The organism is Micromonospora sp. M71_S20 (assembly GCF_003664255.1).
In the GTDB taxonomy this organism is placed as follows: domain Bacteria; phylum Actinomycetota; class Actinomycetes; order Mycobacteriales; family Micromonosporaceae; genus Micromonospora.
The window spans coordinates 669,928-689,714 of record NZ_RCCV01000002.1; the positions used below are offsets into that span (position 1 = coordinate 669,928).

Here is a 19,787-nt window from a genome sequence, read left to right on the forward strand (position 1 = left end):
CGCGCGCCGGATCTTTGGCTTTGTCGTGCTCCCACGCGATCTCCGGCTCACCGGATCCAGCGCACGCACGAGTTGCCCGGGCTTGCCCGGGCACAAGGGGAAAGAGTACCTACCACAACCGCACAGGTCAAAACGGAGCGGCCGGCGGAGCGTCCACCGCCTGCCGATCGAACCCGTCGCGCCTACCCGCCCGTGGTGGGCACCTACGGATCCAAGTGTACCGGCTTCCCCGCGGACCGGCCCGTCGACCCCGTCACGGCCGCCGTCACGCCCCACGGCCGCGCGCGGGCGTCACCCGAGCGTCAGCAGCAACGCCAACCCCAGGCCGAGCAGGCTGAGCAGCAGCCCCGCCCCGCCACAGCTGACCCCGGCCACCGCCAGGCCCCGCCCGGTGAACCGGACCGCCGGCGGGGCGGTCGGGCGGCGGATCTGCCGCATCCCCAGCAGGCCGGCCACGACGGCGCCCGCGCCGGCCAGCACGCCCAGCACGGTGAAGGCGCCGGCCGCCCAGGCGCCGCCCACGCCGCCGACCGCGCCGATACAGATCACCAGCATCGCGACCAGCGTCGAGACGATCCCGGCCACCAGCGAACCCACGGCCAGGCCGGAGGTGACCGGCGGCACGTCGAGGTGCACCACGCCGAAGGGCGTGCCCGCGACCGGGTCGACCCGCTTCGGCGGCCGGGCGGCCTCGCGCGGTGGCGGGGGCGGGGCGAGCGGGCCCGGACCCCAGCCCGGAGCCGGCGACGGGCCCGCTCCCGCGGGCGAGGTCCCCCACGGGGACACCGACGACGGACCCGGGTCCCCACCGGCGGACGAGGCACCCCAGGGCAACGCCGACGACGGGCCCGGGTCCCCTCCCCCGGACGGGGCGTGCCAGGGCGACGCCGGCGGCGGGTACCCCGGCGCGACGGACCCACTGCCCGCGTCGGGTCGCCCCCACTGCGTCCCGCCGGGCGGGGCGTCGGGATTCGCGGCGGGGGGCGCCACGGGATCGCCGCCCGGGTAGCGCGCCGGTTCCGTCACGGGTCCTCCTGTCGACGTCTCGGCGTCCACCGCCGCGCGACGGACACCGGGCCAGGCTACCGCCGCCGGTCCACGGCCCGCGCCCGGCGCGGGACCCGTTCCCCTCGGACGGCAGTCAGTCCATGTTCGGTGCGAAGTCCTGCCCGTAGGGCGTGTCGGCGAGCCGGACCACCCCGAGCACCACCGCGGCCACCACGCTGACGGCGACGAGCACCAGGCCCGTCCAGGCCAGCCGCTCCCCCCGCCGCAGCCAGGCCGCGCCGGTCAGGAAACCCCCCGAGGCGTACGCCTCCCGGCGCGCCTGGCGGGCGAGCTGGAGCGCCACCGTGGCCGGCACCACGCCGCCGATGAACAGGCCGGTCAGCGCGCCGATCAGGCCGAGCGCGAAGACCGCCCGCGCCTTGGTGGCCCGGGCCGGGTCCGGGTCGAGCGGATGGCGGGGCAGCCCCGGCTGGGCGACGGGCGCCTGCCCGGGTGCGGTCGTCATGCCCTCCATCATGCCCCGGCCCGCCGCGCCGCGGCGCCCGCACGGGCCACCCGGTGCCGGGACACGGCGAGGCCCCCGGCGCGTGCCGGGGGCCTCGTCGATCGTGCTGCTTAGCGGTACGACCCGAAGTCGAAGTCGTCCAGCGGAACCGCCTGGCCGCTGGCCGGCCCGAAGCCGTAGTCGGTCTCCGGGTAGCCGGTCATCGAGTAGACCTTGGCCTTCGCCTCCTCGGTCGGCTCGACCCGGACGTTGCGGTACTTGCTGATGCCCGTACCGGCCGGGATGAGCTTACCGATGATCACGTTCTCCTTGAGGCCGACGAGCGAGTCGCTGCGCGAGTTGATCGCCGCGTCGGTCAGCACCCGGGTGGTCTCCTGGAAGGAGGCCGCCGAGAGCCAGGAGTCGGTGGCCAGCGAGGCCTTGGTGATACCCATCAGCACCGGACGGCCGGCGGCGGGCTCGCCGCCCTCGGAGACGAGTCGGCGGTTCTCCGACTCGAACAGCGCCCGGTCGACCAGCACGCCCGGCAGGAACTCGGTCGAGCCGGAGTCGATGACCGTCACCCGCTTGAGCATCTGGCGGATGATGATCTCGATGTGCTTGTCGTGGATGAGCACACCCTGCGAGCGGTAGACCTCCTGGACCTCACTGGTCAGGTGGACCTGGACCGCCCGCGGACCCATGATCCGCAGCAGCTCGTGCGGGTCGATGGTGCCCTCGGTCAGCTTCTCGCCGACCGCGACGTGACCGCCGTCGTGGGTCCGCAGCCGGACCCGCTTGGAGATCTTGTCGTAGACGATCTCGTCGCTGCCGTCGTCCGGCACCACGATGATCTTCCGCGAGCGCTCGCCGTCCTCGATCCGGATCCGACCCGGGGTGTCGGCGATGGGCGCCTTGCCCTTCGGGACCCGGGCCTCGAAGATCTCCTGGACACGGGGCAGACCCTGGGTGATGTCCTCACCCGCGACACCACCGGTGTGGAAGGTACGCATCGTCAGCTGCGTACCCGGCTCACCGATCGACTGGGCGGCGATGATGCCGACCGCCTCGCCGACGTCCACGGTCTTGCCGGTCGGCAGCGAGCGGCCGTAGCACGCGCCGCAGACGCCCAGCTTCGACTCGCAGGTGAGCACGCTGCGCACCCGGACCGTCTCCACCCCGGCGGCGACGATCTTGTCGACCAGGATCGAGTTGATGTCCTGACCCCGCTCGGCGACGGCGACGCCGTCCGGCCCCTTGATGTCGTCGGCCAGCGTCCGCGCGTGCACGCTGGTCTCGGCGTGCTCGTGCACGACCAGCTTGCCGTCGAGCCGCTCGCCGATCTGCATCGGGATGGCGCGGTCGGTGCCGCAGTCCTCCTCGCGGATGATGACGTCCTGCGAGACGTCCACCAGACGACGGGTCAGGTAACCCGAGTCGGCGGTACGCAGGGCGGTGTCCGCGAGACCCTTACGGGCACCGTGCGTGGAGATGAAGTACTCCAGCACGGACAGACCCTCCCGGTAGCTGGCCTTGATCGGCCGCGGGATGATCTCGCCCTTCGGGTTGGCCACCAGACCACGGATCGCCGCGATCTGCCGGAGCTGGAGGAGGTTACCGCGGGCACCCGAGTTGATCATCTTCCACAGCGGGTTCTCCTGCGGCAGGGCGGTGTCCATCTCCTTGGCGACCTCGTTGGTCGCCTTGGTCCAGATCTGGATGAGCTCGCCGCGACGCTCCTCCGGGGTCATCAGACCGCGCTGGTACTGCTTGTCGATCTGGTCGGCTTCCTTCTCGTACCGCTCCAGGATCTCCCGCTTGCGCGGCGGGGCGATGACGTCCTCCATGCCGATCGTCACGCCGGACCAGGTGGCCCAGTGGAAGCCGGCCTCCTTGAGCCCGTCCAGGGTGGCCGCCAGCGCCACCTTGGGGAAGCGCTCGGCGAGGTCGTTGACGATCGCGGAGAGCTGACCCTTGCGGATCTCGTAGTTCACGAAGCGGTAGCCCTGGGGCAGCGTCTCGTTGAACAGCACCCGGCCGAGGGTCGTCTCCACGGTCAGCGGCTCGCCCTCGACCCAGCCCTCCGGGGCGGTCCACGCCTCGGCACCGGCACCGTTGTCGACCCCGACCACGCCACGCAGGCGGATCTTCACCGGGGCCTGGAGGTGCAGCTCGCCGTTGTCGTACGCCATCCGCGCCTCGGCGTCCGAGCTGAACGCCCGGCCCTCGCCCTTCTCGCCCGCCGTGAGGTGGGTGAGGTGGTAGAGGCCGATCACCATGTCCTGGGTGGGCATGGTGACGGGCTTGCCGTCGGCCGGCTTGAGGATGTTGTTCGACGACAGCATCAGGATCCGCGCCTCGGCCTGGGCCTCGGCCGACAGCGGCACGTGCACCGCCATCTGGTCACCGTCGAAGTCGGCGTTGAACGCGGTGCAGACCAGCGGGTGGATCTGGATGGCCTTGCCCTCGACGAGCTGCGGCTCGAAGGCCTGGATGCCCAGGCGGTGCAGGGTCGGCGCCCGGTTCAGCAGGACCGGGTGCTCGCCGATGACCTCTTCCAGCACGTCCCACACGACCGGCCGCTGCCGCTCGACCATCCGCTTGGCGGACTTGATGTTCTGCGCGTGGTTGAGGTCGACCAGCCGCTTCATCACGAACGGCTTGAACAGCTCAAGCGCCATCTGCTTGGGCAGGCCGCACTGGTGCAGCTTGAGCTTCGGGCCGACAACGATGACCGAACGGCCGGAGTAGTCGACGCGCTTGCCCAGCAGGTTCTGCCGGAACCGGCCCTGCTTGCCCTTGAGCATGTCGGAGAGCGACTTCAGCGGGCGGTTGCCCGGCCCGGTGACCGGCCGGCCGCGGCGGCCGTTGTCGAACAGCGCGTCGACGGCCTCCTGGAGCATCCGCTTCTCGTTGTTGACGATGATCTCGGGCGCGCCGAGGTCGATCAGTCGCTTGAGGCGGTTGTTCCGGTTGATCACGCGGCGGTACAGGTCGTTCAGGTCGGAGGTCGCGAAGCGGCCACCGTCGAGCTGCACCATCGGGCGCAGGTCCGGCGGGATGACCGGCACGCAGTCGAGCACCATGCCGAGCGGCGAGTTGCGGGTGTTCAGGAACGCCGCGACGACCTTGAGCCGCTTGAGCGCCCGGATCTTCCGCTGCCCCTTGCCGGAGCGGATCGTCTCGCGCAGGTTCTCGGCCTCGGCGTCGAGGTCCATGTTCTGGACCAGCGCCTTGATGGCCTCGGCGCCCATGCCGCCGGTGAAGTACTCGCCGAACCGGTCCCGCAGCTCGCGGTAGAGCAGTTCGTCGGTGACGAGCTGCTTCGGCTCCAGCTTGCGGAAGGTGTCCAGCACCTCGTCCAGGCGGTCGATCTCGCGCTGGGCCCGGTCGCGGATCTGGCGCATCTCGCGCTCTCCGCCCTCCTTGACCTTGCGCCGGACGTCCGCCTTGGCACCCTCGGCCTCCAGCTCGGCCAGGTCGGCCTCGAGCTTGGTGGCCCGCTTCTCGATCTCCGAGTCGCGGCTGTTCTCGGCCTGCCGCTTCTCGGCCAGGATCTCGTTCTCGATCGTCGAGAGGTCACGGTGACGCGACTCGGCGTCCACGCTCGTCACGACGTACGAGGCGAAGTAGATGATCTTTTCGAGGTCCTTGGGGGCGAGGTCCAGCAGGTAGCCCAGCCGGCTCGGCACGCCCTTGAAGTACCAGATGTGGGTCACCGGCGCGGCGAGCTCGATGTGCCCCATCCGCTCACGGCGGACCTTCGACCGGGTCACCTCGACGCCGCAGCGCTCGCAGATGATGCCCTTGAACCGGACCCGCTTGTACTTACCGCAGTAGCACTCCCAGTCCCGCTGCGGACCGAAGATCTTCTCGCAGAAGAGCCCGTCCTTTTCCGGCTTCAGGGTGCGGTAGTTGATCGTCTCAGGCTTCTTGACCTCACCGTGCGACCACTGACGGATGTCGTCGGCGGTGGCGAGGCCGATGCGCAGCTCGTCGAAGAAGTTGACGTCGAGCACTATGTCCCCTATGTCGTCGTCTGTACTGCTAGCTAGTGGGTGGGGTCGGGAGCCGGCGGCGAGCCGGCTCCCGACCGCTCACCTCAGACCTCTTCGACCGAGCTCGGCTCGCGCCGGGACAGGTCGATGCCCAGCTCCTCCGCGGCGCGGAACACCTCGTCGTCGGTCTCGCGCATCTCCAGGGCCACACCGTCGCTGGACAACACCTCGACGTTGAGGCACAGCGACTGCAGCTCCTTGAGCAGCACCTTGAACGACTCCGGGATGCCCGGCTCCGGGATGTTCTCGCCCTTGACGATGGCCTCGTAGACCTTGACCCGGCCGAGGACGTCGTCGGACTTGATGGTCAACAGCTCCTGCAGGGCGTACGCGGCGCCGTACGCCTGCATCGCCCAGCACTCCATCTCGCCGAAGCGCTGGCCACCGAACTGCGCCTTACCACCCAGCGGCTGCTGCGTGATCATCGAGTACGGACCGGTCGACCGGGCGTGGATCTTGTCGTCGACCAGGTGGTTGAGCTTCAGGATGTAGATGTAGCCGACCGCGATCGGGTCCGGCAGCGGCTCGCCGGAGCGGCCGTCGAACAGCTGCGCCTTGCCGCTGGAACCGATCAGCTGCTTGCCGTCCCGGTTGGGCAGGGTCGACGACAGCAGGCCGGAGATCTCCTCCTCGCGGGCACCGTCGAAGACCGGCGTGGCCACGTTGGTGTCCGGCTCCGACTCGTGTGCCTCGATGGAGCGCAGCTGGCGCTTCCACTCGGCGTCGTCGCCGTCGACGCTCCACCCCGTCTTCGCCACCCAGCCGAGGTGCGTCTCCAGCACCTGGCCGATGTTCATCCGGGACGGCACACCCAGCGGGTTGAGCACGATGTCGACCGGCGTGCCGTCCTCCAGGAAGGGCATGTCCTCGATCGGCAGGATCTTGGAGATGACGCCCTTGTTGCCGTGCCGGCCGGCGAGCTTGTCACCGTCCTGGATCTTCCGCTTCTGGGCGACGTAGACCCGGACCAGCTCGTTGACGCCCGGCGGCAGCTCGTCGCCGTCCTCGCGGGAGAAGGTACGCACACCGATGACCGTGCCGGTCTCGCCGTGCGGCACCTTCAGCGAGGTGTCGCGGACCTCGCGCGCCTTCTCACCGAAGATCGCGCGGAGCAGCCGCTCCTCCGGGGTCAGCTCGGTCTCACCCTTGGGCGTGACCTTGCCGACCAGGATGTCGCCGGGGACGACCTCGGCGCCGATCCGGATGATGCCGCGCTCGTCGAGGTCGGCGAGCATCTCCTCGCTGACGTTCGGGATGTCGCGGGTGATCTCCTCCGGGCCGAGCTTGGTGTCCCGGGCGTCGACCTCGTGCTCCTCGATGTGGATCGAGGTGAGCACGTCCTGCTGCACGAGGCGCTGCGACAGGATGATCGCGTCCTCGTAGTTGTGGCCCTCCCAGCACATGAACGCCACCAGCAGGTTGCGCCCGAGCGCCATCTCGCCCTCGTCGGTGCACGGACCGTCGGCGATGACCTGGCCGGCCTCGACGCGGTCGCCCTCGAAGACGACCGGCTTCTGGTTGACGCAGGAGCCGGCGTTGGAGCGGCGGAACTTGTGCAGCAGGTACGTGCGGCGGTGGCCGTCGTCCTGGTGGATGGTGATGTAGTCGGCGCAGAGGTCCTCGATGACGCCGCCGACCTCGGCGACGACCACGTCACCGGCGTCGACCGCGGCGCGGTACTCCATGCCGGTGCCGACGAGCGGGGACTCGGCCTTGACCAGCGGCACCGCCTGGCGCTGCATGTTCGCGCCCATCAGTGCCCGGTTGGCGTCGTCGTGCTCGAGGAACGGGATCATCGCGGTCGCGACCGAGGTCATCTGCCGCGGCGACACGTCCATGTAGTCGACGGCGCTCGGCACCACGTCCTCGGTCTCGCCGCCCTTACGACGGCACAGGACCCGGTCCTCGGCGAACGTGCCGTCGGCCTTCAGCGGCGCGTTGGCCTGCGCCTTGACGAACCGGTCCTCCTCGTCCGCGGTCAGGTAGTCGATCTGGTCGGTGACCCGACCGTCGACGACCTTCCGGTACGGCGTCTCGATGAAGCCGAACGGGTTGACCCGGGCGAAGGTGGACAGCGCGCCGATCAGACCGATGTTCGGGCCTTCCGGCGTCTCGATCGGGCACATCCGGCCGTAGTGGGACGGGTGCACGTCGCGGACCTCGAAGCCGGCCCGCTCCCGGGACAGACCACCCGGGCCGAGCGCGCTCAGCCGGCGCCGGTGGGTCAGGCCCGCCAGCGGGTTGGTCTGGTCCATGAACTGGGACAGCTGCGAGGTGCCGAAGAACTCCTTGATCGCCGCCACCACCGGGCGGATGTTGATCAGGGTCTGCGGCGTGATCGCCTCGACGTCCTGGGTGGTCATCCGCTCGCGGACGACGCGCTCCATCCGGGACAGACCGACCCGGACCTGGTTCTGGATCAGCTCACCCACGGTACGCAGGCGCCGGTTGCCGAAGTGGTCGATGTCGTCGGCCTCGTAGCCGTCCTCACCGGCGTGCAGCCGGCAGAGGTACTCCACGGTGGCGACGATGTCGTCCTCGGTCAGGGTGCCGGTCGTGATCGGCACCTCCAGCTCGAGCTTCTTGTTGAACTTGTAACGACCGACCTTGGCGACGTCGTACCGCTTCGGGTTGAAGAAGAGGTTGTCGAGCAGGGTCTGGGCGTTCTCGCGGGTCGGCGGCTCGCCAGGGCGGAGCTTCCGGTAGATGTCGAGCAACGCCTCGTCCGCGCCGGCGATGTGGTCCTTCTCGAGCGTGGTCATCATCAGCTCGGACCAGCCGAACCGCTCGCGGATGCGCTCGGCGGACCAACCGACGGCCTTGAGCAGGACGGTGACGGCCTGCCGGCGCTTGCGGTCGATGCGGACGCCGACCGTGTCGCGCTTGTCGATGTCGAACTCCAGCCAGGCGCCCCGGCTGGGAATGACCTTGACGCTGGTGAGGTCGCGGTCAGAGGTCTTGTCCGGCTGCTTGTCGAAGTAGACGCCCGGGGACCGGACGAGCTGGCTGACGACGACGCGCTCGGTGCCGTTGATGATGAAGGTGCCCTTCGGCGTCATCATCGGGAAGTCACCCATGAACACCGTCTGGCTCTTGATCTCGCCGGTGGTGTTGTTGGTGAACTCCGCGGTCACGAACAGCGGGGCGCAGTAGGTCAGGTCCTTCTCCTTGCACTCCTCGATCGAGGCCTTGACCTCGTCGAAGCGCGGAGCCGAGAAGGAGAGCGACATGGTGCCGGAGAAGTCCTCAATGGGACTGATCTCGTCGAGGATCTCCGCGAGACCCGAGCGTGCGTGCGGGTCGTCCGCCGACCGGCCCTGCCAAGCCTCGTTGCCGACGAGCCAGTCGAAGGACTCGTTCTGGATGGCGAGGAGGTTGGGGACCTCGAGGTGTTCGGTGATCCTGCCGAATGAAACTCGGCGGGGAGCGAATGCGCTCGACGTACGACTGGTCTTCGCAGGGCGGGAAGCTGCCAAGATGCGTCCTTCCGAGGACCGGTGCTGCAGAACGGCTGGTACGCGTGCACTCCAATGACCCCACCAGAAATATCCGTAAACGGACATTTCCGAGCAGGGGTCAAGTCGGAAGGCAGCGCAAACTAGCAGTGTAGCCGAGAGGCTAACCGCTGTCCAGCCCAACCCGCAGGTCGTCGCGGAACGTGCCTCGGGACCCCTGGACCAGGGTCTCACCGGGCCGCTCGGAACGCGACGTTCCTGCCGGGCCGCTCAGGTGCCGCGGCCGATGGTGTCGCCGCTGCCATTACCCAAGTGGTGGCCGTTGCAAGCGCGGAAGGTCTTGCTGTGTCAGCGTGCCTGTCAGCCCGGGGCCGCGTCAAGGCCCGGCATCCGGGTCGCCGCTTCTTTCCCACCGACGGGCTACCCACGGGCCCCGGTCGCCGACCGTTGCGGGGCGCGGACGCCCTGCTCACCGCGCTGTCGCCGGATCCACAAGACGGCGGGCGGCGATCCAGTGTCGGATCACCGCCCGCCGTGACGCGGTGTGCCCCGGCTCACGGAGCCGGACGCGCGCCTGGTCGTACGTCAGGTCACTTGAGGGTGACCTTGGCGCCCTCGCCCTCGAGCTTGGCCTTGGCCTTGTCGGCGGTCTCCTTGTTGGCCTTCTCCAGGACGGCCTTCGGAGCGGCCTCGACCAGGTCCTTGGCCTCCTTGAGGCCCAGGCCGGTCAGCTCACGCACGACCTTGATGACCTGGATCTTCTTGCCGCCGTCAGCCTCGAGGATGACGTCGAACTCGTCCTTCTCCGGCTCGGCCTCGGCCGCAGCGGCACCGGCACCCGGGCCGGCAACCATCATCGCGGCCGGAGCGGCGGCGGTGACCTCGAAGGTCTCCTCGAACTGCTTCACGAACTCGGAGAGCTCGATCAGCGTCATCTCCTTGAACGCGTCGAGCAGCTCGTCGGTGCTGAGCTTCGCCATGTCTGGCGTCCTTTCCTGAATCTGTTAGGTAAGAACTGGGTGCGCCGCGGGGCCTCAGGCCGCCTCGGCGCCCTCCTTCTCGCGCTTCTCCTGCAGGGCGGCCGCCAGACGGGCGGTCTTCGACAGCGGGGCCTGGAACAGGGCCGCGGCCTTGCTCAGGTTGCCCTTCATCGCGCCGGCCAGCTTGGCCAGCAGCACCTCACGGGACTCCAGGTCGGCGAGCTTCGTGACCTCGGCCGCGGTAATGGCCCTGCCCTCGAAGACACCGCCCTTGATGACGAGCTTCGGGTTGGCCTTCGCGAAGTCGCGAAGCCCCTTCGCCGCCTCGACGACGTCGCCCGAAACGAAAGTCAGCGCGGTAGGACCGGAGAACATCTCGTCGAGGCCGGAGATGCCAGCGTCGGTCGCGGCACGCTTCGCGAGCGTGTTCTTCGCAACCGTGTAGCTGGTCTCCTTGCCGAGCGAGCGCCGCAGCTGGGTGAGCTGGGAAACCGTCAGACCGCGGTACTCGGTCAGCACCGTGGCGCCCGCGTTGCGGAAGCTCTCGGTCAGCTCAGCGACGGCCGTGGCCTTGTCGGCCCGGATCGGCTTGTCCGCCATGTCCCTCCTCTCTCGTTACTCGAGGCCGGTCACCGTCGTCGGCCGGAGCTTTCGACGGGGGCGCAGGTGCCACGACAACGAGAAAGGCCCCGGCGCAGGGCGCACGGGGCGAGGGCCGGCACACGGACACGGTCGGCGGACCATGCTCAGCACCGATTTTCGCTTACCGCCCTGCGCGGGTCGCCCGTAGTCGCGGGACCTTCGACCGTGCCGGGGCACGGTGACCAGCGGTCTCTGGGTGGAACTTCGCGGCCAAGGTTACGCGAGGATCCCCGCGACCACCAAATCGCCCCCGGTGGGCCGGGTCACTCCCCCGCACCCGGGGGAGCCGGAGGCCCTGGCCGCACCGGCGGTCGCGGCACGCCGCCGGTCTCGCCGCACCGGGCGCCGAGCACCCCGGGCCGTCGGTGCACCCCGGCCGTCTGTGCGCCCCCGGCCGTCGCGGCAGTGCCCGGCGATCGCGGCGGTGCCCGGCGGCCGACACCGGAGGCGGACGGTCGACGCCGGAGGCCGGCGCGGGTTCAGGGCCGCTGGCGCCGTCGCCACAGGTACGCCCCAGCCGCCACCGCGCTCCAGGCAACGGCCCAGGCGGTGAGCAGGCCCACCGTCGACGCGGCCAGGCCGTCGGCGGCGGCCCGTGCGGTCGCCATCACCGGCGGCGCCAGCCACGGCGCCACCGAGCCGCTCAGGCCGAGGACGACCGCGCCGACCCCGCCGAGCGCGAGCACCGCGACGCCGTAGCCGGCGCTGCCCGTGCAGGCGCGACTGGCCAGCGCCCCGAGCGCCACCGCCGCGGGTACGGCCAGCAGGTGCGCCCACAGCCCGACGGCGATCCCCACCGGCACCGACCGGTCGCCCGGCTCCACCGGACCGGCGACCCCGCCGACCAGCCACGGGAAGACCAGCGCGACGGCCACCGTGCCGAGCCCGGCCACGCCGGCCGCCAGCAGCCCGGCCAGTCGCTCCCGGCGCACCCCGACGAGCGCCTGGGCCAACCGGCGCTGCACGTCCGGCTCGACGTCCAGCAGCACCTTGGTCTGCCAGGCGAGCACCGGGAAGAGCACCACCGCCGAGACGCCGTACGCCTCCCCCGGCTGCGCCCGGCCGCCGCCGTAGAGGACGCCGAGGGCCACGAGGCCGGCCAGCAGCGGGGCCAGCGCCCGTCCCGTACGCAGGAAGCCCGCCAGCCGCAGCCGCAGCAGTGCGGTCACCGCGGCCCCCCGGTGGTCCCGCCCGTGGCCTCTGGCGCCCGGGCGACGGGCGGCGTGCCGGGGTCCACGGTCTCCGCCGGCGGCCCCTCGGCGCCGTCCGGGGCGACCCTGCCGGGCCGGGCGGGCCGGCGTACGCGAAGGATCCGATGCCCCTCGGCGCGCAGCCGGGCGACGGTGCCGTCGACCCGCGCCGCGGGGACCGCGACCTCGACCACCGCCAGCGCCGCGTCCGGCGACGGGGCGGCCTCGGTGACCGTGCCGTCCGCCACCGTCCAGCGGCGGGCACCGGGCAACCGGGCGATCTCGCCCCGGTGGTCGCTGACCAGTACCGACCCGCCCGCCGCCACCACCTCGTCGATCACCTCGGGCACGAGGTCCCGGGTCGCGGCGTCGAGGCCCTCCCACGGCTCGTCGAGCACCAGCAGGCCGGGCGGACGCAGCATCGCCTGGGCCAGGCCGACCTTCTGGGCGGTGCCCTTGGACAGCTCCGGCAGGCGGACCCGGCGGAACGCGGCCAGGCCTAGCCGGGAGGTCCAGTGGTTCACCGCGTGGGCGGCGGCCGCCGGGTCGAGGCCGGCGACACGTCCCATGGCGGTCAGGTAGTGCTCGACGGTGAAGGGCTGGTCGGCCGGGAAGCGCTCCGGGACCCACCCGACGTGCCGGGGTCGACCGGTGACCCGCCCCCGGCTCGGCCGCAGCACCCCGGCCGCCACCTGGAGCAGGGTCGACTTGCCCACGCCGTTGCGGCCGAGGACGACCACGACCTCACCGGGGCCGACCCGCACCGCGGCTTCCCGCAGCACCCACGGGCCCCGCCGCCGGTAGCGCAGCCAGACGTTCTCCAGGTGCACCGGCCGAGCATGCCACAACCGACACGGAACGGGGCGCCGCCACGATGTGGCGACGCCCCGTCACGGGTACGGATGCTCAGCCCTCGGCCGAGGCCTCCTGCAGGTTCTTCACCACGTTGGGGTCGACCGGGACGCCCGGGCCCATGGTGGTGGTCAGGGTGACCTTCTTGAGGTACTTGCCCTTCGCGGCGGACGGCTTGGCCCGCAGGACCTCGTCGAGGACCGCCGCGTAGTTGTCGATCAGCTGGGTCTCGGAGAACGAGGCCTTGCCGATGATCAGGTGCAGGTTGGAGTGCTTGTCCACCCGGAAGGTGATCTTACCGCCCTTGATGTCCGAGACGGCCTTGGTGACGTCCATGGTCACCGTGCCGGTCTTCGGGTTCGGCATGAGACCGCGCGGGCCCAGGATCCGCGCGATCCGGCCGATCTTGGCCATCTGGTCCGGCGTGGCGATCGCCGCGTCGAAGTCGAGCCAACCGCCCTGGATCCGGGCGACCAGCTCGTCGGTGCCCACCTCGTCCGCACCGGCGGCGGCGGCCTCCTCGGCCTTCGCGCCGGCCGCGAAGACGATCACGCGGGCGGTCTTACCGGTGCCGTGGGGCAGGTTGACCACGCCACGGACCATCTGGTCCGCCTTGCGGGGGTCGACGCCGAGGCGCATGGCGACCTCGACCGTGGCGTCGAACTTGGCGGTGGTGGTGTCCTTGGCCAGCTTCACGGCCTCGGCGGGGGTGTAGAGCTTCGACCGGTCGATGACCTCGGCGGCCTTGCGGTAGCTCTTGCTGCGCTGCATTTTCTGGTACTCCTGTGGTCTATGGCGGGCCGCGACTTCCCGCGCGCCCTCCCACGAACTGGATCTGGCGGTGACCGAGGTCAGTCGGTGACGTTGAGGCCCATCGACCGGGCGGTGCCGGCGATGATCTTCTCAGCCTGGTCGATGTCGTTGGCGTTGAGGTCGGCCATCTTCTTTTCGGCGATCTCACGCACCTGGGCGCGGCTGACGGAGCCGACCTTCTCCTTGTGCGGGACGCCCGAGCCCTTCTGCACGCCGGCGGCCTTGATCAGCAGCCGGGCGGCGGGCGGGGTCTTCAGCACGAAGGTGAAGCTGCGGTCCTCGTAGACGCTGATCTCGGCGGGGACGATGTCGCCCCGCTGGGACTCGGTCTGCGCGTTGTAGGACTTGCAGAACTCCATGATGTTCACGCCGTGCTGGCCGAGCGCGGGGCCGACCGGCGGCGCCGGAGTGGCCTGGCCCGCCGGCAGCTGAAGCGTGAAAGTCTTGACGAGCTTCTTCTTCGGAGGCATGTCTCTTCCTGGGGCTTGAAACTGGGAAAGGTGCCGGCCGCAGGCGCGCACGGTCAGCGCGATGCGACAGCGGCGACGTTCTAGAGTAGCGCAGCGTCCCGCCGCCGCCTGCGCCGAGGTCGGGCGGGGGGGCGGAACAGGTACGCCGGCGGCGGGCCGCTGCCCACCGCCGGCGCTCCCGACGTCAGATCTTGGCGACCTGGTTGAAGTTCAGCTCCACCGGCGTCTCGCGACCGAAGATCGACACCAGCACCTTGAGCTTCTGCTGGTCGGCGTTGATCTCACTGATCGTCGCCGGCAGCGAGGCGAAGGCGCCGTCGGTGACGGTGACCGAGTCGCCGACCTCGAAGTCGAGGACCTTGATCTCGGGCTTGGCCTTCTTCTGCTCGGTCTCGACGGCCGGCGCCAGCCACTTCAGCACCTCGTCGAGGGAGAGCGGGGCCGGACGGTCGGCCCGGTCCGTCGCGCCCACGAAGCCGGTGACGCCCGGCGTGTTGCGCACGCAGGAGTAGGACTCGGCGGTCAGCTCCATCCGGACCAGGATGTAGCCCGGGAAGACCTTGGCCTGGATCTGCGACCGCTTCCCGTTCTTGACCTCCACCTCTTCCCGGGTCGGCACCTCGACCTGGTAGATGTAGTCCTCCATGTCGAGGCTCGTGATCCGGGTCTCGAGGTTGGTCTTGACCTTGTTCTCGTAGCCGGCGTACGAGTGCACCACGTACCAGTCGCCCGGCGCGTAGCGCAGCTTCTGCCGCAGCTCGGCGACCGGGTCGTAGTCCTCGTCCGGCGCGGGCTCGGTGGTGGGGAACTCCGGCTCGCTGGCGGCCTCGACCGACTCGTCACCAGCCGCCGTCGCCACCGTGGACTGCTCGTCCGTGGTCTCGGCGGTCTCGTCGTACTCAGGCACGCTCGCTCACTTCCGTCACTATCGGCTCAGTCGGCCGGTCAGCTGGGGTTGCCGAAGACCCACAGCACGCCCTTCGCGAAGGCGAAGTCAAGGCCGGCCACGATCGTCAGCATCACCGCGACGAAGGCGACCACCACGGCCGTGTAGGTCAGCAGCTCCTTGCGGGTCGGCCAGATGACCTTACGCAGTTCGGCCACGACCTCGCGGATGAATCGGGCGATGCGGCCGAACAGGCCCACCCGATCGGTTTCCGCCTTGGTCTTCGGTCGGCTGTCCGCCGAATCCGCCTTCGCCCGCGAGCGCGTCGCGGTGCCGCCGCGGGATACCGGCTCCTCGGCGTCGGTGGCGTCGTCGTCGGCCACGTCGTCGACGACCTCGTCGTGCAGACGGTCGTCGCCGGCGTCCTCGCCGCGCCGCTTCTTGTCGGCCACTTCGCCCTCCGTCGCGGGATGTCGGGTCGCACGCTGTCGGGCGTGCGCGGCGCTTGGTCACGCCGGCCGGACCAACCGTCCCGCGACGGGCCGCGGCCGGCGGATCAGCCGGGAGGGCCCGAATGCCTCGGGGCCACCCCGCCGATGCCACCACCACGGGCCGGACGCCGCCATACGGCGGCGCGACCCACGGGAACGGTCAGGCCTGAGGCGCAGGGGTGACAGGACTTGAACCTGCAGCCTGCGGTTTTGGAGACCGCTGCTCTGCCAATTGAGCTACACCCCTGTGCGGCAATGCTCGCCCCGCCCGGTCATGCACGACCGTGCAGGGGTTACTTGCCCCACGGCGGACCAGTGTACGGGTAGCGGCACCACTTTCCCAACCGGTCTGCCCTTCGCGCGTCGGGAGCCTGGTCAGCGGGCCGTCCGGACGGTCGCCCGAGCCTGCGAGAGCACCTTCTCGCCCCGGCAGACGGCGGTCACGTCGAGCCTGGTCAGCCCGTCCTCGGTGACCTCCCGGACCACGGCCGTGACCTCGATCTCGGTGCCCTCGTCGTCGTCCGGGACGACCACCGGCCGGGTGAAGCGGACGTTGTAGTCGACGATCGCGTCGGGCGCCCCGGCCCACTCCGCCACCGCGCGGCCGACCAGCGCCATGGTGAACATGCCGTGGGCGATCACGCCCGGCAGACCCACCTTCGTGGCGGTCCGGTCGTTCCAGTGGATCGGGTTGAAGTCCCCCGAGGCGCCGGCGTAGCGGACCAGGTCCGCGCGCGTCACCCGGAACGTCCTGACTGGCAGCTCCATCTCAGCCCTCCCCGCGTACGACGAGCTTCGACCAGACGGTCACGACCGGCTCGCCGGCCGGGGTGGCGACCTCGGTGCGGGTGGTCAGGAAGCCGTGCCCGCCACGGCTGCTGACGTCGTCGATGACGCTGACGCAGACCAGCTCGTCCCCCGCCACCACCGGCCGGGTGTAGGCGAAGCGCTGGTCGCCGTGGACGACGCGGCTGTAGTCGACACCGAGGGCCGGGTCGTCGATGATCTGCTGGTTGGCCGCCATCGTGAGCACGATGGGGAAGGTCGGCGGGGCGACCACGTCCGGGTGGCCGAGCGCACGGGCGGCCTCCGGGTCGTGGTGGGCCGGATCGGCGGCGCCGATCGCCGTGGCGAACTCGCGGATCTTTTCTCTGCCCACCTGGTAGGGGGCGGTCGGCGGATACGTCCGGCCGACGAAGGACGGGTCCAGGGACATGCCGCGAACCTACACGCAAACGCCGATCGCCGATCCGTACGGTCGGCGGCGGCCGGAGCCGCGCCGTCCCTACGGACCGGCGATCGGGAAGTGCCTGAGGACCGGGCCGGCGGTGCCGGCCGTGGGTCAGCGGGTCTCGCGGTGGACCGTGTGCTTGCCGTCCCGCGGGCAGAACTTCTTCAGCTCGATGCGGTCGGGGTCGTTACGGCGGTTCTTGCGCGTGATGTAGTTGCGCTCCTTGCACTCCACACACGCCAAAGTGATCTTCGGCCGGACATCGGTCGCCTTCGCCACGGCGGAGTGCCTTCCTCGCTACGGGTAACAACTACGGCGCATCAGCCTACGCGCTGACGGCGCGGACATGCAAAGTGGGCGCCAGTGGCGCCCATCCCACCGACCGCCGGGAGCTGGCCCGGTGGACGAGAGTAGCGGTGGCCGGACTTGAACCGGCGACACAGCGATTATGAGCCGCTTGCTCTACCATCTGAGCTACACCGCCGTGGCGGGTCCAGCCGGACCCTCTGAGCCCCCTTACGGAATCGAACCGTAGACCTTCTCCTTACCATGGAGACGCTCTGCCGACTGAGCTAAGGGGGCCTGCGCGATCTCCCCGGGGGGTGACGCGCAGGGGATACATTACACGGCCCTGCGGCGGAGATGAAATCGGATCCCCCACAGGGGCGTTTCCGCAGGTCAGGGCACGGCCCGCAGCCGGGGCAGCTCCCCCGGGGAGATCGTCTCCGGGTCCACCTGGGCGCCGAACCAGGCCTCCAGGCGCTCGTACGGCAACGGGCGGCTGAACAGGAAGCCCTGGCCGATCTCGCAGCCGATGTCCTGGAGCAGTTCCAGGGTCAGCTCGCTCTCCACGCCCTCGGCGACCACGGCCAGGCCGAACTGCTGGGAGAGCGTGACCACCGCGTTGACGATCGCCAGGTCGCCCGGGTCCGTCGCCATGCCCTGCACGAAGGAGCGGTCGACCTTCACCTCGTGCACCGGCAGGCGGCGCAGGTGGGCCAGGGACGAGTCGCCGGTGCCGAAGTCGTCCACCGACAGCCGCACGCCGAGGTCCCGCAGCCGCCGCAGGGTCGGGATGGGCCGGTCGGTGCCGTCCAGCACCCCGGCCTCCTTGATCTCCAGCGTGAGCAGCTGCGGCGGTACGCCGTACTCGTCGAGCAGCTCCTTGACGCGGGCCGGGAAGTGCTGGTCGGTGAGCGTACGCGCGGAGAGGTTGACCGCGACGGCGAGCGGCTGGCCGGCGTGCGTCCAGTCCCGGCTGCGCCGCAGCCCCTCGCGGAGCACGAACTCGGTGAACCGGCCGAGCTGGCCGGTGTGCTCGGCCACCGCGACGAAGTCCTCCGGGGCGACCGTGCCGTGCGCCGGGTGCGCCCAGCGGGCCAGGCACTCCACGCCGACCAGCCGGCGGTCGCGCAGCGTCACCTTGGGCTGGAAGTAGACCTCCAGCTCGTCGGCGTCCAGCGCGCGCCGCAGGTCGCCGGCGAGGCCGAGCCGCCGCAGCGACCGCGACTCCAGCGTCGGGCTGAACAGCTGCACGCTGCCCGGCACGGACTTGGCCGCCGTCGCCGCCAGGTCCACCCGCTGCAACAGGGAGACCGCGTCGCTGCCGTGGTCGGGGTACACGGCGACCCCGACCGCCGTGTCCACGTCGAGGGTGAGCGCGTCGAAGACCATCTCGTCGCGGATCTGCTCGCGCAGCTGCGCGGCCAGCTCCATCGCCGCCTCGGCGCTCTCCAGACGCAGCGTCACCAGGAACTCGTCCCCACCGGCCCGCCCGACCAGGGCCGACGAGGGTACGCAGGAACGCAGCCGGTTCGCGACCTCCACCAGGACCTTGTCGCCGGCGGCGTGCCCGAGCGACTCGTTGACCTGGCGCAGCCGGTCGACGTCGAACAGCAGCAGGGCCACCACCTCGCCGGGCGCCCGGATCTTGACGGCCTCCTCCAGCGCGCCCGTGATCCGCCGCCGGTTGGGCAGCCTGGTCAGCGTGTCGTGGCTGGCGTCGTGCCGGAGCCGGTCGACCAGCCGCGAGTTCTCCAACGCCACCGCCGCGTGCGCCGCCACCGTCTCGAAGAGAGGCACGTCGGTGCGGACGAAGTAGTTGCTGTCGCCCAGCCGGTTGGCCACCTCCAGCGTCCCGATGACCGCCTGACCGGACCGCAGTGGCAGGACGATCACGTCCTTGACCCGGTGCGTCGAGAGCGGGGCGCGCAGGTCACCGTCGGTCGTCAGTCCTCGGCCGACGGCCACGGTGCGGCCCTCGTCGCGGGCCCGTTCCCGCAGGGCGGCCGGGGTCTTGGCGAAGTCGAGCAGACCGGGGGCGTCGTTGCGCGCGGTCAGCAGCACCTCGGGGTGCCTGCCCTGGGCGGGCAGCCAGAGCGTGGCGTACTCCGCCTGCATGAGCGCCCGCACGCGGCCCAGGAGGGCGTCGGGCAGGGTGCCGTACTCGCCGCTCTCGCTGACCGCGCGGCTCAGTTCGTACATGTCGGTGAGGGTGCGGTGCTGCCGGAAGAACTGCGCGTACGCCCGGTAGACGAAGGCCAGCGCGACGAGCAGCGCCCCCAACAGCAGCAACGACCACCAGGTGGCCGCGATGAGGATGAGGACGATGATGCCGATGGCGATATTGATCATCGCTGCCAGGAGCCCCGGCATCGACTGTCGGATCGCGCCCCGTCCCGCCTGCCAGCCCTGCAACAGGGTGTGCACGCCGGCGACCGAGGCCATGCTCAGCAGGTTCACCATGCTGGCCGCGAAGAACAGTTTGAGCCAGGTGGCCGGGCCGACATCCTCGACGGGCGGCAGGGCCTGGAGCACGAGGACGGCCAGGGACGAACCCGCGGCCGCGCGGCCCACGTTGAACCAGAACTTCGTCGGGCCGAACCGGTGCCTGAGGTGCGACACGGCCGACGCGACCGTGTAGATCATGACAACCGTCAGCGGTTCGACGAGATAGAACGCCAGGACCAGTGGGATCTCGGTCAGCGTCACGCCGAGGGACTGCCGCCGGACGGTGAAGTTCAGTACCGGGATCCCGGCGGCCACCATGGCCACGAGAAGTGGCAGCGCGAGCGACCACCCGCCGAACGGCTGCGGCGCGACCAGGCCGACCACCGTCGTGCAGACGATGGCCATCAGGGCCAACGGTCCGGTGATCAGCCACGCGTATTCAGTCGAGCGGGGGCCGGTGGGGCCACGACCCGCCATCCCGTGCCCCCTTACCGGCC

16 protein-coding genes and 3 tRNA genes are annotated in these 19,787 nt (G+C 70.7%); all 19 read right to left on the minus strand.

Annotated elements, in window-relative coordinates; translation table 11 throughout:
- Positions 1-291: 291 nt before the first annotated feature.
- Complete coding sequence (locus DER29_RS24020; RefSeq protein ID WP_121400157.1) at positions 292-639, minus strand: hypothetical protein; 348 nt, start codon at positions 637-639, stop codon at positions 292-294.
- A 502-nt stretch (positions 640-1,141) separates the two neighbouring features.
- Positions 1,142-1,513 (minus strand): hypothetical protein, encoded by a 372-nt coding sequence (locus DER29_RS24025; RefSeq protein WP_121399892.1) that lies wholly within the window; start codon positions 1,511-1,513, stop codon positions 1,142-1,144.
- Positions 1,514-1,623: 110 nt separating this feature from the next.
- Complete coding sequence (locus DER29_RS24030; protein ID WP_121399893.1) at positions 1,624-5,511, minus strand: DNA-directed RNA polymerase subunit beta'; 3,888 nt, start codon at positions 5,509-5,511, stop codon at positions 1,624-1,626.
- Between the two features lie 83 nt (positions 5,512-5,594).
- The gene (locus tag DER29_RS24035) at positions 5,595-9,026 is read right to left on the minus strand and encodes a DNA-directed RNA polymerase subunit beta (protein ID WP_121399894.1); all 3,432 of its coding nucleotides are present in this window, start codon (positions 9,024-9,026) and stop codon (positions 5,595-5,597) included.
- Positions 9,027-9,595: 569 nt separating this feature from the next.
- Positions 9,596-9,985: a 50S ribosomal protein L7/L12 gene (gene rplL / locus DER29_RS24040; protein ID WP_101412803.1), complete on the minus strand. Its 390-nt coding sequence runs from the start codon at positions 9,983-9,985 to the stop codon at positions 9,596-9,598.
- Positions 9,986-10,039: 54 nt separating this feature from the next.
- Positions 10,040-10,585: a 50S ribosomal protein L10 gene (gene rplJ / locus DER29_RS24045; protein ID WP_121399895.1), complete on the minus strand. Its 546-nt coding sequence runs from the start codon at positions 10,583-10,585 to the stop codon at positions 10,040-10,042.
- Between the two features lie 521 nt (positions 10,586-11,106).
- A complete protein-coding gene (locus DER29_RS24050) occupies positions 11,107-11,796 on the minus strand; it encodes a hypothetical protein (protein ID WP_121399896.1) in 690 nt (229 codons plus the stop codon).
- A complete protein-coding gene (locus tag DER29_RS24055) occupies positions 11,793-12,647 on the minus strand; it encodes an ATP-binding cassette domain-containing protein (RefSeq protein ID WP_199729517.1) in 855 nt (284 codons plus the stop codon). The genes DER29_RS24050 and DER29_RS24055 overlap by 4 nt, the downstream gene beginning before the upstream one ends.
- 76 nt (positions 12,648-12,723) lie before the next feature.
- A complete protein-coding gene (gene rplA / locus DER29_RS24060; RefSeq protein ID WP_121399897.1) occupies positions 12,724-13,440 on the minus strand; it encodes a 50S ribosomal protein L1 in 717 nt (238 codons plus the stop codon).
- A gap of 80 nt (positions 13,441-13,520) precedes the next feature.
- Positions 13,521-13,952 (minus strand): 50S ribosomal protein L11, encoded by a 432-nt coding sequence (rplK, locus tag DER29_RS24065; RefSeq protein ID WP_121399898.1) that lies wholly within the window; start codon positions 13,950-13,952, stop codon positions 13,521-13,523.
- A 184-nt stretch (positions 13,953-14,136) separates the two neighbouring features.
- Positions 14,137-14,859, minus strand: coding sequence for a transcription termination/antitermination protein NusG (gene nusG, locus DER29_RS24070; RefSeq protein WP_088998338.1), 723 nt, complete (start codon positions 14,857-14,859; stop codon positions 14,137-14,139).
- 38 nt (positions 14,860-14,897) lie between these two features.
- Positions 14,898-15,290, minus strand: coding sequence for a preprotein translocase subunit SecE (secE, locus tag DER29_RS24075; RefSeq protein WP_121399899.1), 393 nt, complete (start codon positions 15,288-15,290; stop codon positions 14,898-14,900).
- A gap of 213 nt (positions 15,291-15,503) precedes the next feature.
- A tRNA-Trp gene (locus tag DER29_RS24080) sits at positions 15,504-15,576 on the minus strand.
- 128 nt (positions 15,577-15,704) lie between these two features.
- A complete protein-coding gene (locus tag DER29_RS24085; RefSeq protein ID WP_121399900.1) occupies positions 15,705-16,097 on the minus strand; it encodes a MaoC family dehydratase in 393 nt (130 codons plus the stop codon).
- Between the two features lies 1 nt (position 16,098).
- Entirely contained in the window at positions 16,099-16,545 is a 447-nt protein-coding gene (locus DER29_RS24090; protein WP_121399901.1) for a MaoC family dehydratase N-terminal domain-containing protein, read from the minus strand.
- Between the two features lie 126 nt (positions 16,546-16,671).
- Positions 16,672-16,839: a 50S ribosomal protein L33 gene (rpmG, locus tag DER29_RS24095; RefSeq protein WP_013288652.1), complete on the minus strand. Its 168-nt coding sequence runs from the start codon at positions 16,837-16,839 to the stop codon at positions 16,672-16,674.
- Between the two features lie 132 nt (positions 16,840-16,971).
- Positions 16,972-17,044: transfer RNA gene (locus DER29_RS24100), tRNA-Met, on the minus strand.
- Between the two features lie 25 nt (positions 17,045-17,069).
- Positions 17,070-17,142: transfer RNA gene (locus tag DER29_RS24105), tRNA-Thr, on the minus strand.
- Between the two features lie 96 nt (positions 17,143-17,238).
- Positions 17,239-19,767, minus strand: coding sequence for a bifunctional diguanylate cyclase/phosphodiesterase (locus DER29_RS24110; RefSeq protein ID WP_121399902.1), 2,529 nt, complete (start codon positions 19,765-19,767; stop codon positions 17,239-17,241).
- Positions 19,768-19,787: the final 20 nt, after the last annotated feature.

Bases quoted from the DNA above. Each gene is read 5' to 3' on its own strand.
- DER29_RS24025 (WP_121399892.1), bottom strand. From the start codon at position 1,513: ATGACGACCGCACCCGGGCAGGCGCCCGTCGCCCAGCCGGGGCTGCCC.
- rplL (WP_101412803.1), bottom strand. From the start codon at position 9,985: ATGGCGAAGCTCAGCACCGACGAGCTGCTCGACGCGTTCAAGGAGATG.
- rplJ (WP_121399895.1), bottom strand. From the start codon at position 10,585: ATGGCGGACAAGCCGATCCGGGCCGACAAGGCCACGGCCGTCGCTGAG.
- rplA (WP_121399897.1), bottom strand. From the start codon at position 13,440: ATGCAGCGCAGCAAGAGCTACCGCAAGGCCGCCGAGGTCATCGACCGG.
- rplK (WP_121399898.1), bottom strand. From the start codon at position 13,952: ATGCCTCCGAAGAAGAAGCTCGTCAAGACTTTCACGCTTCAGCTGCCG.
- DER29_RS24085 (WP_121399900.1), bottom strand. From the start codon at position 16,097: ATGGAGCTGCCAGTCAGGACGTTCCGGGTGACGCGCGCGGACCTGGTC.
- DER29_RS24090 (WP_121399901.1), bottom strand. From the start codon at position 16,545: ATGTCCCTGGACCCGTCCTTCGTCGGCCGGACGTATCCGCCGACCGCC.
- DER29_RS24110 (WP_121399902.1), bottom strand. From the start codon at position 19,767: ATGGCGGGTCGTGGCCCCACCGGCCCCCGCTCGACTGAATACGCGTGG.